The organism is Roseibium hamelinense, from assembly GCF_007830545.1.
Lineage (GTDB): Bacteria > Pseudomonadota > Alphaproteobacteria > Rhizobiales > Stappiaceae > Roseibium > Roseibium hamelinense.
Genome location: NZ_VLLF01000002.1, coordinates 521,964 through 537,817 on the forward strand (window position 1 = coordinate 521,964; position 15,854 = coordinate 537,817).

At 57.2% G+C, this 15,854-nt stretch carries 14 protein-coding genes and 1 tRNA gene; 4 read left to right on the top strand and 11 right to left on the bottom strand.

The genetic code is table 11. The features are described 5' to 3' along the window. Positions 1-9 precede the first annotated feature (9 nt). Positions 10-966 (top strand): ArgK/MeaB family GTPase, encoded by a 957-nt coding sequence (locus tag JM93_RS07260; protein WP_145341738.1) that lies wholly within the window; start codon positions 10-12, stop codon positions 964-966. 17 nt (positions 967-983) lie between these two features. On the opposite strand, the gene JM93_RS07265 is transcribed toward JM93_RS07260, so the two are convergent. The 3 genes from JM93_RS07265 to map form a co-directional block, all read right to left on the bottom strand. Continuing rightward, positions 984-3,272 carry a putative bifunctional diguanylate cyclase/phosphodiesterase gene (locus JM93_RS07265; RefSeq protein WP_145341740.1) on the bottom strand — a complete coding sequence of 763 codons (2,289 nt, stop codon included), beginning with the start codon at positions 3,270-3,272 and terminating at the stop codon, positions 984-986. 173 nt (positions 3,273-3,445) lie between these two features. Next, positions 3,446-4,156, bottom strand: a complete 711-nt coding sequence (radC, locus tag JM93_RS07270; protein WP_145341742.1) for a RadC family protein — start codon at positions 4,154-4,156, stop codon at positions 3,446-3,448. A 7-nt stretch (positions 4,157-4,163) separates the two neighbouring features. Continuing rightward, positions 4,164-4,991, bottom strand: coding sequence for a type I methionyl aminopeptidase (map, locus tag JM93_RS07275; RefSeq protein ID WP_145341744.1), 828 nt, complete (start codon positions 4,989-4,991; stop codon positions 4,164-4,166). Between the two features lie 212 nt (positions 4,992-5,203). On the opposite strand from map, the gene JM93_RS07280 reads away from it, so the two are divergent. Beyond that, positions 5,204-5,288: transfer RNA gene (locus tag JM93_RS07280), tRNA-Leu, on the top strand. Between the two features lie 116 nt (positions 5,289-5,404). Here the strand turns inward: JM93_RS07280 and JM93_RS07285 are convergent. The 4 genes from JM93_RS07285 to JM93_RS07300 form a co-directional block, all read right to left on the bottom strand. After that, positions 5,405-7,591 carry a bifunctional diguanylate cyclase/phosphodiesterase gene (locus JM93_RS07285; RefSeq protein WP_145341746.1) on the bottom strand — a complete coding sequence of 729 codons (2,187 nt, stop codon included), beginning with the start codon at positions 7,589-7,591 and terminating at the stop codon, positions 5,405-5,407. A gap of 172 nt (positions 7,592-7,763) precedes the next feature. Continuing rightward, the gene (locus JM93_RS07290; RefSeq protein WP_145341748.1) at positions 7,764-8,528 is read right to left on the bottom strand and encodes an ABC transporter permease; all 765 of its coding nucleotides are present in this window, start codon (positions 8,526-8,528) and stop codon (positions 7,764-7,766) included. Continuing rightward, positions 8,525-9,316 (bottom strand): ABC transporter ATP-binding protein, encoded by a 792-nt coding sequence (locus JM93_RS07295; RefSeq protein WP_208994988.1) that lies wholly within the window; start codon positions 9,314-9,316, stop codon positions 8,525-8,527. The genes JM93_RS07290 and JM93_RS07295 overlap by 4 nt, the downstream gene beginning before the upstream one ends. Before the next feature lie 80 nt (positions 9,317-9,396). Next, positions 9,397-10,407 carry an ABC transporter substrate-binding protein gene (locus JM93_RS07300; protein ID WP_145341752.1) on the bottom strand — a complete coding sequence of 337 codons (1,011 nt, stop codon included), beginning with the start codon at positions 10,405-10,407 and terminating at the stop codon, positions 9,397-9,399. A 258-nt stretch (positions 10,408-10,665) separates the two neighbouring features. Here JM93_RS07300 and JM93_RS07305 point away from each other — a divergent pair, with 258 nt between their 5' ends. Beyond that, entirely contained in the window at positions 10,666-12,090 is a 1,425-nt protein-coding gene (locus JM93_RS07305; protein ID WP_145341913.1) for a TrkH family potassium uptake protein, read from the top strand. A 28-nt stretch (positions 12,091-12,118) separates the two neighbouring features. Then, complete coding sequence (gene sfsA, locus JM93_RS07310) at positions 12,119-12,829, top strand: DNA/RNA nuclease SfsA (protein ID WP_145341754.1); 711 nt, start codon at positions 12,119-12,121, stop codon at positions 12,827-12,829. Here the strand turns inward: sfsA and JM93_RS07315 are convergent. The 4 genes from JM93_RS07315 to JM93_RS07330 all read right to left on the bottom strand — a co-directional run bounded on the left by JM93_RS07315 (position 12,820) and on the right by JM93_RS07330 (position 15,802). Further along, positions 12,820-13,512, bottom strand: coding sequence for a L,D-transpeptidase (locus JM93_RS07315; RefSeq protein WP_145341756.1), 693 nt, complete (start codon positions 13,510-13,512; stop codon positions 12,820-12,822). The genes sfsA and JM93_RS07315 overlap by 10 nt on opposite strands. 80 nt (positions 13,513-13,592) lie before the next feature. Beyond that, on the bottom strand, positions 13,593-14,288 hold the full coding sequence (locus tag JM93_RS07320; RefSeq protein WP_145341757.1) for a L,D-transpeptidase: 696 nt from the start codon (positions 14,286-14,288) through the stop codon (positions 13,593-13,595). 240 nt (positions 14,289-14,528) lie between these two features. Next, positions 14,529-15,038: a xanthine phosphoribosyltransferase gene (gene gpt, locus JM93_RS07325; RefSeq protein ID WP_145341759.1), complete on the bottom strand. Its 510-nt coding sequence runs from the start codon at positions 15,036-15,038 to the stop codon at positions 14,529-14,531. 20 nt (positions 15,039-15,058) lie between these two features. Next, on the bottom strand, positions 15,059-15,802 hold the full coding sequence (locus tag JM93_RS07330) for a competence/damage-inducible protein A (protein WP_145341761.1): 744 nt from the start codon (positions 15,800-15,802) through the stop codon (positions 15,059-15,061). Positions 15,803-15,854 lie beyond the last annotated feature (52 nt).

Genomic DNA, 15,854 nt, shown 5'->3' on the forward strand with positions numbered 1-15,854 from the left:
GAGGTCCGGGTGGCGAAAGACACGGCTGAATTTGCTGCGGAGTTGCAGCAGCTCCGCAAGGGCGGGAAAAGGGCGTTGTCGCGCGCCCTAACGCGGTTGGAGACGGAAGCCGGAAATGGTCGCTTGGCTGGGTTTCTCGACCACGCTGCTGCTCAGACGGGCGGACATGTACTTGGGCTGACCGGCCCGCCGGGAGTTGGAAAATCGTCCCTGACCGACAGTCTGATCCGCACCTACCGCGCCTGCGGCGAACGCGTCAGCGTCCTGGCGATCGACCCGTCCTCACAATTTACGGGCGGTGCTCTACTGGGGGACCGGACACGGCTTTCAACCGATCCTGAAGACACGATGATCTTCGTGCGCTCCATGGCGGCCCGTGACAGGTTGGGCGGATTATCCGATCATGCCATTGCAGCAATTGCGTTGCTGCGCGCGGTAAGCGATCGGGTCATAGTGGAATCGGTGGGGATTGGGCAATCGGAAAGCGATCTCGTTCAGGCGGCCGACACAGTCGTTTTGTGCATTCAACCGGGCTCCGGCGACAGTTTGCAATTCATGAAAGCCGGGATCATGGAACTGCCCGATGTGATTGCCATTACCAAGGCGGATATGGGGGCGCTGGCGCGACGGGCGGCTTCGGATGTCGCCGGAGCCTTGTCACTGGCCCGCGCATCAGATGCCAGCTGGACTGTTCCGGTAGTAGAGGTTTCCTCCAAGACCGGAACCGGAGTGGACTATCTTTGTGCTGCCGTCGGCACACATCAAACCTATCTGGCAGACGGCAACCGGCTTGGAGCAAAGCGCGCGCACCAGCACCGCGCCTGGGTCTCGGACATGGTGCGCACCCGTTATGGATCGGCGGGAATCGACTGGGCGGACGCGGATCATGACCGATGGAGTGCCAAGCCGTTTTCCGTTTTTCATGGCATTTCACAGCGGCTGGATGCCAAGTTCGCATCCGGCTGAGGCCGCGCGAACGCAGATCAGCTCTCGGCAGCCAGCTTGTCACCGGAAAAATGGTTGAGCGATGCCATATGCGCTTCCAGATCGAAGTCGGCCAAAAACTCTATGAGAGCCTCTTCATTCAAGGGGCGGGAAATGTAGAACCCTTGGATCCGGTGGCAGGCGTTGTCTTTCAAGAACGTGATCTGTTCGGCCGTTCCGACCCCTTCTGCAACGATGGTCATGCCAAGGGCGTTGCCAAGCTGGATGATCGACTTGAGGATCGCCCGGGCCTCGTTCCCTTGATCCATTCCGAGAATGAAGTCCCGGTCGATTTTGAGTGTGTCGAAGGGAAAGCGGCGCAGGTAACTTAGGCTGGAATAGCCGGAGCCGAAGTCGTCAAGCGCAACCTTGACCCCCAGATCCTTGATTCTTTGCAGCGACCGCAAAATGATGTCGTCACGTCCGGCGAACACGTTTTCAGTGACTTCGATTTCCAGTCTTTGCGGAGGCAAATCAAAGTCTTCCAAGGTCGCAATCAGTTTCTCGACAAATCGCGGATGCCGGAACTGGGTCGGCGACACATTGACCGACACGACGAGATCCGGCCAGCGGTGCGCATCGCGGCAGGCGCGCCGCAGGATCCAGATCCCAAGATCATTGATCAAACCGGTTTCTTCCGCGATTGGAATAAACACGGCCGGGGAAATCGCACCAACGCCTGGTTTCGTCCAGCGGGCAAGGGTTTCAATTGCAACAATCTTGTTTTCGACAGGGTCGTATTGAGGCTGGTAAGCGACCTCCAGTTCGTCCTTATCAATGGCTTGGCGCAAGTCGCGGCTCATCTTGTCTTTGGTCTGAACCACTTCCTGCATACGCGGATCAAAGAAGGACCAGCGGCCGCGGCCGTTTTCTTTGGCGTCATAAAGAGCAATGTCGGCCTTGCGCAGCAACTCTCCTGGTTCCGTCCCGTCGCGCGGAGCCACAGCTGCACCAATGGACAAGCTGACATAACTCTCGCTCTGATGAACGCGGACCGGGTGCACCAGCTGGTCTTGAATGCGGGTCAGAATGTGCTCGATCCATTCTTGGCCGTCGCAATGCGCCAGAAGCATGGCGAATTCATCACCGCTGATTCGGGCCACGTAGGAGTCGGGGGGCATGACGCCCTGAAGCCGGGACGCGACAGCACGGATAATTTCATCGCCTGCCGCATGACCCAGTGTGTCGTTGATGTCCTTAAAGTGATCGAGATCAATATAAATGACCGCCGTACTGTCTTTTTCCGTTTGGGGCTGTTTCAGTGCAGCCTTCAGCAATTGGGAAAAGTGCTCCCGGTTCGGCAGGCCCGACAGGGCGTCGTGTTTTGCCGTATAGACCGCTTGTTCCTGGCTTCGGGTGATGCGGCGGGCGGTCTGCCTGGTGTAATCGATCACACCGAGGGTCAGGCCGATCAGCGCAAGTGCCAGCAGCAGCAGGACCGGTGTGAGGCGGTGCAGCATCTGCGAGCCCGGTTTGCTTGGCGTCCATGCCAGATAGCCGATCGGGGTGCCGCGCGGATCATACAGTTTCAGGCCGGTCAGGCTGTCTTGCGCGATCAGTTCTTCTTCGGTGCGGACGAATTTAAGCCCCTTGAGGCCGGAGATGCTGGCAATCTCTGCCAGGCTTCGGGTTGCAAGTGGCTTGAAGCTGACGAGTATTACCGGTTGCTTGCGCATGGCCGAAACTGCTGCAACCTCTTGTACGATCGCGCTGGCAGCGAACAGGTAGACGCCGTTCTCCATGGCGATCAGGCCTGATTCTGAGAACGTCCGGCCATGACCTGTTTCATCGGGCGCAAACAGAAACAGACCGGATGGTGTTTCCTTGAAGGCCGCGTAGTAACGGACGCGAATGTTTTCCAGGGAGGGAGCCAGGTCAGAGACTGCTTCACTGGTGATCCAGTCTCTTTCAAGCGCCCGGTCGTAGCTGAACGCAGGCTGCAAATCGCGGCCGATCAACAGGGCCCGGCTCATACCATGCTGCTCATCCAGCCGGCGGGTAATGTTTTGCCGAAGCCAGGCATGGTCGACCAGACTGCTGGAGGCTTTGAAATAGGCCTGGTCCGATACCACACGGCTAATCTGCTGTTTCGACATCTGGTCGAGTTCAAGCTCGAGCGCACCTTGCAGGAGCTGACGCTCGCCCTCTGCAGCTGCACGGTCGGACACACTGGAAGACCAAATCATGAGGCCGAAGACACAGGCAACCGCGACCCCGACGACAACAATCATCGGAATGACGATGGCGTTTGCCAGATTTCCGCCAGAAGACCGCCCGCTCAGTTGCATCCACACACCTCAAATGATGGGCGAGCATGCCAAAAACCGGTTAATGAAAGGCACAATGTGGGTGGAAAGACTTCAAAAATTGTAAAAACAAACACCTCAATTTCCGCTAATACTCACTAAAATGACAAATACGGCCCAAATCCGGTTGGCCGGGACCTTGAATCAAAAACAGACTACAACAGCTGCAAGCCCCTGAAGCTTACGGTGTGGCCGCGGCCGACAACAATGTGATCATGCACTTCCACACCGAGTGGTTTCGCGATATCCGCGATTTGCCGGGTCATCTGAATGTCCGCACGGGACGGCGTGGCATCGCCTGACGGGTGGTTGTGAACCAGAATCAGGGCGGTGGCCGATAGTTCCAGCGCTCTGCGGATGACCTCGCGCGGATAGACCGGTGTGTGATCCACCGTTCCGGTCTGCTGAACTTCGTCGGCAATCAATCCGTTGCGCTTGTCGAGGAACAGGATTCGGAACTGTTCGACCTCGGCGTGTTGCATGGCAATGCCCAGGTAGTCGGTCACCTTCGACCAGCTGTCCAAGGGGGTGCGTTCGTTGATCTCTTCTTTCGCGCTGCGCACCAGAACTGCATCGACGACCTTCAAAAGATCCGTGACCTTGTCGCCGACACCCGGCACTTCCTTGAGCCGTTCGGGCTTTGCACCCAAAACGCCCGACAGCGACCGAAAGCGGCGGAGCAGGTCCTTGGCGATCGGCTTTGTGTCCTGGCGCGGCAGAGCCGAAAACAGCAGCAGTTCCAAAAGCTCGTAATCGGGAAGGGCAGACGGTCCGGCGGATTTGAAACGGGCTCTTAAGCGATCTCGATGGCCTTCTTGGTCCGGGCGGGCCGCTTTATCGTTAAATCCGCTCGCCTGGTCGCTCATGAAGGGTCTAGCTGCTGGTTGCGGGCTTGTCACGGCCCTGGGGCGAAGTGGTGAAAATCTGACAACCGTCCGGCGTGATGCCGATAGAATGTTCAAATTGCGCCGATAGAGACCGGTCGCGTGTGACGGCCGTCCAGCCGTCGCTCAGCACCTTGACGTGCGGGCGGCCCAGATTGACCATCGGCTCAATGGTGAAGATCATGCCGGGTTTCAGCTCAACACCCTCTCCCGGACGGCCGTAATGCAAAATGTTCGGCGTGTCATGAAACAGCTGGCCGACACCGTGGCCGCAAAAGTCACGCACCACGGAACAGCGTTCCGCTTCGACATAGGTCTGGATGGCGGCGCCGATGTCCCCCGTGGTGTTGCCCGGTATTGCAGCCTCGATGCCGCGCATAAGGGACTCGTACGTCACATCGATCAAACGTTCTGACGCGCGTTTCAGTTTTCCAACCCCGTACATCCGGCTGGAATCCCCGTGCCATCCGTCCAGGATATACGTCACATCAATGTTGACGATATCGCCCTCGCGCAGAGGTTTGTTGTTTGGAATCCCATGGCACACAACGTGGTTGATCGAAGTGCAGGACGACTTCGTGTAGCCCCGGTAATTCAGCGTCGCGGGAATGGCATCGTGCTTCATGCCGAATTCATAGACGTAATCGTCGATTTCTTGCGTGGTCACCCCGGGCTTGACCAGATCGGTGAGATCGTCAAGGCACTGGGCGGTCAATTGTCCGGCTGCCTGCATGCCGGCAAAATCATCCGGGCCGTAGAGCCTGACTTGGCCGGTGTTCTTGAGCGGGGCCTCTGCTGCATCGATATAGGTGACCATGTCGGGTGTCGAAACTCACTAGCCTGAACAATTGTGTGCACCGGCCAGCTGTGCCGGTCGGCCGCAAGGGCCGCATGCGCCTTCATTAGACATCACATACTGAACTCATGCCAGGATTTCCAGAGCAATCAGAACGCGCATAGCGCCTGCCATGTGAAAATAGTCAGTTGGCGCTTGCGGTTGCCCCAGCCTTTGGCTAGGGAGTAGCTATCGCGGACGTGGCGAAACTGGTAGACGCAAGGGACTTAAAATCCCTCGACTTCGGTCATACGGGTTCGAGTCCCGTCGTCCGCACCAAATTTCTATTTACCGACCTATTCTAAGAACCTGAGCAGGGCCTTGGCATCTCTGTGAGCGCCTTGTCCTGCGGTTTTTGCCAAGGTTTCATATGGAATTTTGGAGCGAAGGGCTTTCTAACCTGTGCTTTGAAGGTGTTTGGTGTTGAAAGCAGGGGCGAGGGTGACAATGTTGTCCATGAGGCTCCGGATCTCCTCTGCCGGAGCCGGGCGCCCGAAGTAGAATCCTTGAATGCCATCGCATCCAAGCTCGCGGACAATTGAAACTTCCGGCGCTTCCTCTGCGCCTTCGGCTATGACTTTCAAGCCGAGCGTGTGCGCAAGATTGACCATTCCCTTGAGCAACTTGACCTTGTTCACGTCCAGATCAATCCCGGCCACGAAGGCGCGATCGATTTTCAGCTGCCCGAATGGAAGGCGGTTCAAATAGCTTAGCGATGAATATCCCGAGCCGAAATCATCCAGTGAAAGCAAAACACCAAGCTCGCGGATCCGGCGCAATACGTCCAGAACACGGTTTTCGTCATGTCCGACGAAAACGTTTTCGGTGACCTCAAGGACCAGGCAATTCGGCGGCAGATCATGAGCGCTGAGGCTGGCCTGTACGATGTGCTCGAAATTCGGTTGCCAGATCTGGATTGGCGACACGTTCACAGACACATAGTCGAATGAAAGCCCCTCATCGCGCCACTCCTTGGCTTGGCGGCAGCTCTGGTCGAGCACCCAATTGCCGAGTTCAACAATCAGGCCGGTTTTTTCTGCAATCGGGATGAAATCAGATGGTGGGATATAGCCGCCATCTTTTTGGGGCCAGCGGGCGAGAGCCTCGAAGCCTTTAAGGCACATGCGCCGCAGGCACACTTGCGGCTGGTAATGCAAGGTTAGGGCGCCGGTGCGAAGGGCGTCGCGCAGCATGCCCTCAAGCGCAAGTTCGCGCTGTGCGCGGGCATTCAAGTGCTCGGAGAAAAAGGAAAACCGCGGGCTAAGCTCGCTCTTGGCGGCGCGCAGTGCGAGGCAGGTTTTGCGATGAGCCGTGTCTGCATCGGGCCCATCATCCGGCAGAAGCGTGATGCCCATGGCGGGCTCGACATAAACCTCGGCTTCGGGCAGCACAATGGGTTGCGACAGCAAATCGAGTGCATGATTGACCCGGCGGGCTGCCTGCGATTCATCGTGACCAAGCGGCAAGAGAATACAAAAATCGTCACCGGACAGCCGGGCGATCTTGGCATGCGGGCCAAACCCCTGTTTGAGCCGTTTGCTGGTTTGCTCTAGAACCCTATCGCCGAGCTGTTGGCCAAATGCATCGTTGACCTTCGCAAATCCATCGATGTCCATGTGAACCAGAGCGGTTCGCTCACCAATTTTTGCCCGGTCCACCGCCGCCGTGAGGTCGTGAAGGTATTTTGCCCGGTTGCCGCAGCCGGTGACCGGATCCGTAAAGGCAAGCGTTTCAAGCTTTTCGCGCAAATCAATGACCTTTGCCAGACCCTGGGCAAGGTGTCCGACATCATCTCCGCGTTTGGTATAGGGCACGTCGCCAGGATCCTCGCCCGCCGCAACGGCATTTGCATAGCCGGCAAGGCGCCGAATACGGTGCATTTCACGCCGCATCATTACGATGCCGGTGACGCCCGCCAGAGCGAGAATAAGTGCAGACACGGTGAGCACTTTGTTCTGCAGGGTTTCTTCCGCAAGTTTGAGGTCATCGGCCCAGCCGACATCGACCGCGAGTGCTCCGGCAAGCCCGTTTTCGGCTGTAACGATTGGTGTCAGATAAGCAAGCCGCTGGCGGCCCATGACAGGGACTTCGCCGACATGCATCACCCCGTTCGCCAAATCGCTGTAAGCCGGGTGATCGCCAGTGATTGACATGGGCGGTGGCAGGGACCCGTCCGGTTTCCGAAAGGTGGTCGCAAAACGGTCGAAATGCCGGGTCTGTTCGTTATAGCGGAACAAGTTGGCTGCGCCCTGGTTTGCTTGGCCAATGTCAGCAAGCAGCCTGTCATAGGCGTCCGTGTAGGACAGGATGTCCGCTTGCGTGCTTTCCGTGAGGCGTATCCGTACGGGCCGACCATTATCGTCGCGCTCGATCTCGAACTGACCGGAATACGCATGATAAAGCGCAGTCGCTGCGGTGCGTCCCGCCCGGTCAACGCGAATGGAGGCGTGCTCTTCCGCAGTGTTGTAAAGCTCAAGATACCCGAGCGAAGAAATGAGGACGATCGAAAGGGTTACAACCGTCACGAGAATGGCGGTCACTCGAAATACCAGAGAGTTCAGGCTTCGGACCTTAAACGTCATATGGTCTCGACTTACCCTTGTTCGGGGTGAGAAAAGTGCTGTTTGTCTCTATTCTACCCGAGGCGCCGGCTAAATAGTCTTAAGATGGCTCTCATTTTGTCGTAGGGTAAACCGAAGATTACCTAAGTTTCAATTATTCAAGTTATCATTGGTATTTACGTCGAGTGCAGACTTACTTAGCCGTTGATCTGTGCGCCCAGCCGGTCATTTTCTGCTCTATCAGTGCCATAATCGCATACATTGCAATACCGAGAACAGCCAGTGCGACCAGTCCGGCCCAAACAAGTGGTACGTTAAACTGGGACTGTGCAGCGAGCATCATATGGCCAATGCCGGAATTCGCGGCGACGGTCTCGGAAATCACCGAGCCAACAAAGGCAAGCGTAATCGCAACTTTCAATGATCCAAAAAAATACGGCATTGAGCGGGGAATCCCGACCTTCAGCATGATGTCGAGCTTTTTTGCCCCGAGGGCCCTCAGGACATCCTCCATTTCCGGCTCAATGGTCGCGATGCCGGTCGCAACATTGACGACGATCGGGAAAAACGCGATCAAAAAAGCAGTCAGAACAGCCGGGACCGTACCGATGCCGAACCAGATCACCAGGATCGGTACAACCGCCACTTTCGGGATCGAGTTGAACCCGATCATCAACGGATAAAGCCCGGCATAAATGTTCCGGCTCCAGCCGATCGCCAGCCCCAGCGCAAGTCCGCCGACCACGGCCATCAGGAAGCCAAGGCTCGTCGTCCAAAGGGTTTGAAGCGAGTTCTTCCAGATTGGAGACCAGTATTTGACGATCGCCTGCCAGATGTCGGTTGGCGCAGGGAGGATGAAGACCTCAATGTCGAACATCCGGACGGCGCTTTCCCAAATGACGAACAGTCCGATGGTCCAAATCCATGGGGCCAGCTTGATCCAGCGGTCTTCGCTCATGCGGCAGCCCTCGCATCGGCGATGTGTTCGCGCAGCTCGTGCACCACATCATTGAAACCTGCCTCATATGTCAGATCGATCGGCCTTGGCCGGGCAAACGTGATGTCCTTGGTTTCAATGATCCGGCCGGGCCTGGCGCTCATGACGAACACCTTGTCCGCCAGAAAGACAGCCTCGCGCAAATCATGGGTCACCAGGATCGTTGTGAATTGCTTTTCCGCATGAAGATCGCGCATTACCTGCCAGAGCTCTTCGCGGGTGAATGCATCGAGCGCGCCGAACGGTTCATCCAGCATCAAGAGGGCTGGGTCGTGAATGAGCGCGCGGCACAGGTTTGCCCGCTGTTGCATCCCGCCGGAAAGCTGCCACGGATATTTTTCGCCGAAACCTTTCAGGCCAACCAGCTCCAGAAGGCTTTCCGCCAGCGACACGTAGCGACTTCTCTCGCGGGACAAACGTTTGCGATGTGGTTGCACGATTTCCAGTGGCAGCATGACGTTTTTCAGTGTCGTGCGCCAAGGCAGCATGGACGGGTTCTGAAAGGCCATGCCGGCTATCGATACGGGGCCGTCAACCTCGTGGCCTGCAACCTCGACTGTACCGGCATTTGGCCTGATCAACCCGGTTGCAAGTTTCATAAGCGTGGACTTGCCGCATCCGGACGGGCCCACAACAGCGGCAAATTCGCCCTTTGCAACGGATATCGTGAGGTCTTCAAGCGCAAGTGTGGCGCTGCTGGCCCCGCCGTAGGACAAGCGTACATTCCTTAAGTCGACAAATCCGGTCACGCAATCTTCCGCCGATGGCTTGGTGTGTCTGGAAGGTGCCGGACAGGACATGCCCGCTCTGTCCGGCAATTGGGTAGCGGTTAGTTGACCTTACGTTCTTCGAGTGGCGGCAAGTAGGACGGATCGAAAACATCTTCCGGGGCAGGAGGTGTGTCGCTGATCCCCATAGAGGTTTTCAAAAACTCGATGGATTTGCCGAGCCGGGCCATGTCCACGTCGCCAAAACCGCTTTCCTTGACTGCGTCCGTTGCGATTGATCCGGTAACCGCCATGTTGATCCGGTCGGTTTCGACAGCCTCGTCGAGAACCTCATTGCGCTTCATGACATACGTAACGGAAGCTGCGGGATCGGCGATGGTGTCGAGGTAACCGCGAACCAGCGCGCGGATAACACCCTTGACCGCCTCCGGGTTTTCAGCCGCAAAGTCGGTGTTTGCAATAACGACGTTCCCATAAAGATCAAGGCCGTGTTCACCCATCATGATCAGTGTGATGTCCTCTTCAGGAACACCCTGGGCTTTCAGATTTATGACCGATGAAAAGGAAAAGCCGAATATGGCATCCAGTTGGCCCTGTGCCAGCATCGGTTCTCGCACGGGGAAGCCAACATTTTCGATCGTGATGCCGGAGGTGTCGATCTCTGCGACCTCGACAAAGGCTGGCCATTGGCCGAATGCAGCATCGGGCGGCGGGGCACCCAGTGTCTTGCCTTCAAGGCTTTTCGGGTCTTCGCTGATGCCTTGGCTCTTGCGGCCGATGACCGCGAATGGCGGGGTTTCATAGGCCATCATGACGGCCTTTACCTTCAGGTCCGGCTGTTCATCCATCAGCTTGATCAGGGCGTTGATGTCGCCGAAACCCATGTCATAGGCTCCGGTTGCGACCCGGGGAATGGATTCGCGTGAGCCTGCGCCGCTGTCGATGGTGACGTTCACGCCCTCTTCAGCGAAGTAGCCTTTGTCCTGTGCAATGAAGAAAGGCGCAGACGGCGCCTCGAACTTCCAGTCCAGTGTGAATTTAACATCAGTGTCGGCGAAAGCCGCCGGCACAGCCATCATCATGGCGATCGCGCTTGCAACCAGTTTTTTCATGGACCCCTCACCAGTGATAGAATTTGCGTTGCGGCAGTCTGTCGGGTGTTTGCTCAAATATCAAGCACATTACAGTGCTGTCTATTTTTTATACTTTTTGCAAAAATGGGCTGGCGGTTTTTCGCGACTTGCCGGTGCATATGTCGCAGCTTTTCGCCCCAAGCATTGGAAAACAGCTTGAAAGGGGTTACGACGAATGCGGACTTGCATCGACCAAAACCGCCGGAAGCCGACCGTTTGATTTCCCTTCGCCCCGTTTTGAATGTTCTTGGGTTTTTATATGTCGGGCTGGCAACCGCAATGCTTGTGCCGGCAATTGTCGACGTTGCGCAAAAGAACGCCGACTGGCAGGCATTTGTGTTTTCAGCCCTATTGACCGGGCTGATCGGCATGCTTTTGAGCATTGCAGTCGGAGGCTCGTTGGAAAAGGGCCTGGATACCCGGCAGACCTTCATTTTGACAACGCTGGCTTGGGCAACACTGCCAGCCTTTGGCGCGCTCCCGTTTCTGTGGCTGGGGGTTGGCTATGCGGACGCGGTGTTTGAAGCCGTATCCGGCTTTACGACAACAGGATCCACAGTCCTGTCCGGGCTGGACGGCTTGCCGCCGGGACTGCTCGTTTGGCGCTCGCTGATGCAGTGGATGGGCGGCGTTGGCATCATTGTCATGGCGATCGTGCTTCTTCCGTTCCTTCGGATCGGCGGGATGCAGCTGTTCCAGAGCGAGAACTCCGACAGGTCCGAAAAAATCGTCAGCAGATCGGTCGAGCTGATCCGCTTGATCGGTTTGTCCTATCTGTTCATGACCTTCCTGTGCATGCTGGGCTATTTGGCGACCGGCATCGACCTCTTCGACGCCGTCAATCACGCGCTGACCACGGTCTCGACCGGAGGGTATTCAACGCACGACGCCTCCTTCAGCTATTTCACCAATCCAGCATCCGGTTGGGTTGCAGTGGTCTTCATGATTGCCGGCGCGATGCCGTTCGTTCTTTTAATTCAGGCGCTGAGAGGCCAGCCGCTGCTTTTGTGGCGCGATCCGCAGGTGCGCGCACTCATCGGGTTTTTGGCCCTGGTCTCGCTGACACTCACCGTCTATCTCGGTGTGACCATGCATTTTCCCTTCGACGAGGCATTGTTGCGGGCGACCTTCAACGTCGTGTCGATTGTCACCGGCACAGGGTATGCGCTGGGTGATTACACGCAGTGGGGCGCGCCGGTCATCGGCATTGCGCTTTTGCTCAAGTTTGTCGGCGGCTGCACGGGGTCCACAACGGGCGGGATCAAGGTGTTCCGGTTCTTGGTGTTTTTCGGCACGGTTCGCGCTCATCTGCGCCGCATGGTCCGGCCAAACCGGGTGATGTCCGAAGAGTACGGCGGAACCCGGCTGACCCCCGAATTATCGTTTTCGGTTCTGGCGTTTCTCGTCGTTTATCTCGGCTCGGTGGGAATCATCACACTTGCGCTGTCGTTTTTTGACCTCGATTTGGTGACGGCTGTTTCCGCCGCTGCAACATCCGTTGGAAACGTTGGGCCCGGCCTTGGACCGATTATCGGCCCTGCCGGAAATTTCGCCGCTTTGCCAGAAGGAGCCAAGTGGCTTTTGTCCTTTGCAATGTTGCTCGGCCGTCTGGAACTGTTCACCGTCCTTGTGCTGCTTGACCCGGATTTCTGGTCCAAATGATGTCAAGAAACGGCGAAGAGAGACTGCCATGAAGCTTCCCGCTCCCCTTGTGCGCGGCAAACTGGTCAAGCGCTACAAACGCTTTTTGGCCGATATCATACTTGATGAAGACGGGTCGGAAGTGACGGCGCATTGTGCCAACCCGGGTTCCATGATGGGTCTGAAAGAGCCAGGATCAGCAGTGTGGCTTTCGGTGTCGGACAATCCGAAACGGAAACTCAAATATTCCTGGGAGATCATTGAGGCAGACGGCGCACTGGTGGGCATCAATACGGCCCATCCCAACAGGCTGGTTGAAGAAGCGCTGATCGCCGGGCAGGTTCCGGAGCTCGCCGGTTTTTCCAAGCTGCGGCGTGAGGTGAAATACGGCAAAAACTCGCGGATCGACATTCTGCTGGAGTATGACAACGCGCCGCAAACCTATGTCGAGGTGAAAAACGTTCACCTCATGCGCACAGCCGGGCTGGCGGAGTTCCCGGATTCGGTTACGGTGCGGGGCGCAAAGCATCTTGATGAAATGAGCGAGATGGTGACACAGGGCCATCGGGCGGCGATGGTCTTCCTTGTCCAGCGGCCGGATTGCTTTCGGCTTTCATTGGCGGGTGACATCGATCCGAACTACGCAGCAGCCTTTCAACGCGCTGTCCATGCGGGTGTTGAAGCTTATGCGGTGGGCTGCGATGTCACACCCGAGGCGATCACTGTGAACCGGCTGGTTCCGCTGGACACTCAGGCCTGAGCCACTTCGATCTTGGCATTCATCGGCACCCGTTGGTAGAGGTCTATAATGTCTTGCTGCAGCATGCGCACACAGCCGGAAGACACGGCTTTCCCAATTGACCAGGCTTGCGGGGTGCCATGGACGCGGTACAAGGTGTCCTTCTGGCCTTCATAAATGTACAGCGCCCGCGCACCGAGGGGGTTTTTCAGGCCCGGCTCCATTCCACCGGCGTATTTTTCAAGTTCAGGTTGACGTTCGCGCATTTCGGCCGGCGGGAACCATTTCGGCCATTCGCGCTTCGCGCCGATCCGGGCCGTGCCGCCCCACGCAAACCCGGCCCGTCCGATGCCGACGCCGTAGCGGATCGCCTTGCCGTCCGGCTTGGTAAAGTACAAAAAACGGTTCGGAGTATCGACCAGAATGGATCCGGCTGGTTCGCCAGTGTCAAAGTCAACCTCTTGACGATAGTAGATCGGATCGATTTCCGTCAGGTCGACCGCCGGAATCGGATAAGGCTCGTTGGGCATCGCGCCATAGATGCGTTCATAGTCCGTGGATTGGAACGACAGGGCCGGGTTCGGCGTATCGGCTTGCTGTGCGGCGAGCGTGCCGGGGCGCGGGGGAAGGCGTCCGGAGCTGTTGTTGCACCCCAACAGCAAGCTGCTGGAGGCGGCGAGCAAAAAATGGCGGCGCGATAGCATTCAAACCCCCGGTATCCGAGCCGACGGCCGGTGCTGCGGCCGTTCAGCATCCAAACTATTACCGCTCCGCCAACAATTCGTTAACCATACGCTTGCGCTTCCTGGTACACGACGATCCGCGTATTGTTCGGTACACGGTTGTAAAGGTCGATGATGTCTTGCTGGAGAAGTCTGACACAGCCTGATGACACGGCCTTGCCAATGGACCATTCTTCGTTGGTGCCGTGAACCCGGTACAGTGTGTCTTTGTTGCCTTCGAAGATGTACAGCGCGCGTGCTCCCAGTGGGTTTTCAAGGCCCGGAGGCATGCCGTTTGCCCACTGTGCGGTTTCGGGCTGGCGCGCGATCATTTCTTTGGGCGGCGTCCAGGTTGGCCATTGGCGTTTATAGGCAATGCGCGCGCTTCCACCCCAGCCGAAACCGGCCCGGCCAATGCCGACGCCATAGCGCATGGCCTTGCCGTTCTCCATGGTCAGATAAAGAAACCGGTTCGGCGTATCGACGATAATGGTTCCGGTTGGTTCGGCGGATGCATAGTCGACCATTTGCCGGTAATAGACCGGATCGATTTTTTGCAGATTGGCTGCCGGGATTGGGAACTTTTCTTCCGGCATCGCACGGTACATTTGCAGGTATTCGGGGGCGATCCGCCGGGTGGCCGGTGCGGTCGGCGCAAATGCGGGATTGTGCGCGGGGACAGGCTGATTGGCGGTCGTGTTACAACCCGCCAACACGGCGGCTGAAGCTGAGAGTATGAATGTTCGGCGCGAAAGCATTCTGGCCCTTGGGTATTCTTTCTGTGATGACACTAGCGTCTTGATCTTGGCCGGAGCTGGACCGGACAAAAAAAGCCAGCCACGTTGCCGCGGCCGACTGCGCTCTTGATATTCGGATAAATGCGCCGGAAAAGCGGCGGTACCTTCACCTTGGAGTGAGTAGGAGTGAAAAAATGCCTGCGGTGCGTTTACTGTGGCATTCGCGCTACAGAAAGCCATGCGCCAGGCGTTGGCGGCCGTTTACCCGCGGGTGTCTTTGGAAAGCGGCGGCTGGAACTGCCAGCCCATGTCCCAGGGAAAGTAGATCCAGGTGTCTTGCGAGACCTCGGTGACAAATGTGTCGACCATCGGTACGCCGACAGGTTTTGCGTAAACGGTTGCAAAATGTGCTTTCGGCAACATCTGCCGAACGACCTTGGCAGTCTTGCCAGTGTCGACCAGGTCGTCAATCACCAAAACACCGCCGCCTTCGCCACCTTCCAAATCGATCACCTTCGGATCGACCGGTTTGATCACCTGCAGCTCGCCCTGGTTTTCGTAGTCATGGTAGGAGGCGATGCAGACGGTTTCGATGGTGCGGATGCCCAGTTCTCTTGCCACAATCCCAGCCGGAACAAGTCCGCCGCGTGTGATGCAAACAATCGCCTTCCATTCGCCAAGGCTTGACAGGCGCCAAGCGAGCGCGCGTGCATCCCGGTGCAACATGTCCCAAGACACGGGAAAGGCTTTGTTTTCAGGTGCGGTTTCCATAAAATTTTCCTTGTCGGTGGTCAGGCTGTAACTTCGCGGACCGCCGTCTCGACAGCCGAAGTCGCCATTTCGAGCTGAGCTTCATCGCGGGCCCGGATTACAATTTGAGTGGTAAAACGCCCATCGTTGGTGCGCGGGTAGGAACCGATCAGCGTTTCGGGATAATTCTCCTGGATGGCGCGGATGCGATCTGCGACACGACTTTCCGGAACATCCGCATCCACTGTCCTGGACATCAGTTTCTTGCCCGTCTTGAGTGTCGGGGCAATGGCGTCCATCATTGCCTGCATGATGGCGGGAACACCTGCCATGACATGCACGTTGCCAATGCGGAAGCCGGGTGCTTTGGAAACCGGATTTTCAATCAGGTCGGCGCCGTCCGGAATGCGGGCCATCCGCAGGCGCGCGTCCGTCAGCTGGCCTTCAGGATAGTGCGCGGCCAAAATCGCCCGTGCGCGCGGGTCGATATCGATTGTCACTCCGAATGCGGCTGCGATGCTGTCTGCGGTGATGTCATCATGGGTCGGGCCGATCCCGCCGGACGTGAAAACATATGTGTGTTTCGCCCGCAGCGCGTTTACGGCCGCAACGATTTCGTCGGTCTCATCCGGAACAACCCGAACCTCTTTCAGATCGATGCCGATTGCCGTCAGATAGTCGGCGAGAAACCCGATGTTCTTGTCTTTGGTGCGTCCGGACAGGATTTCGTCGCCAATCACAAGAAACCCAGCAGTGACAAAGGTGTCTGGCGTTGCTTCTGACATGGCTGTCTCCTGGGATTGAATGGGGGAAGCCTTTAGCCCAGCTCGCCAGCCC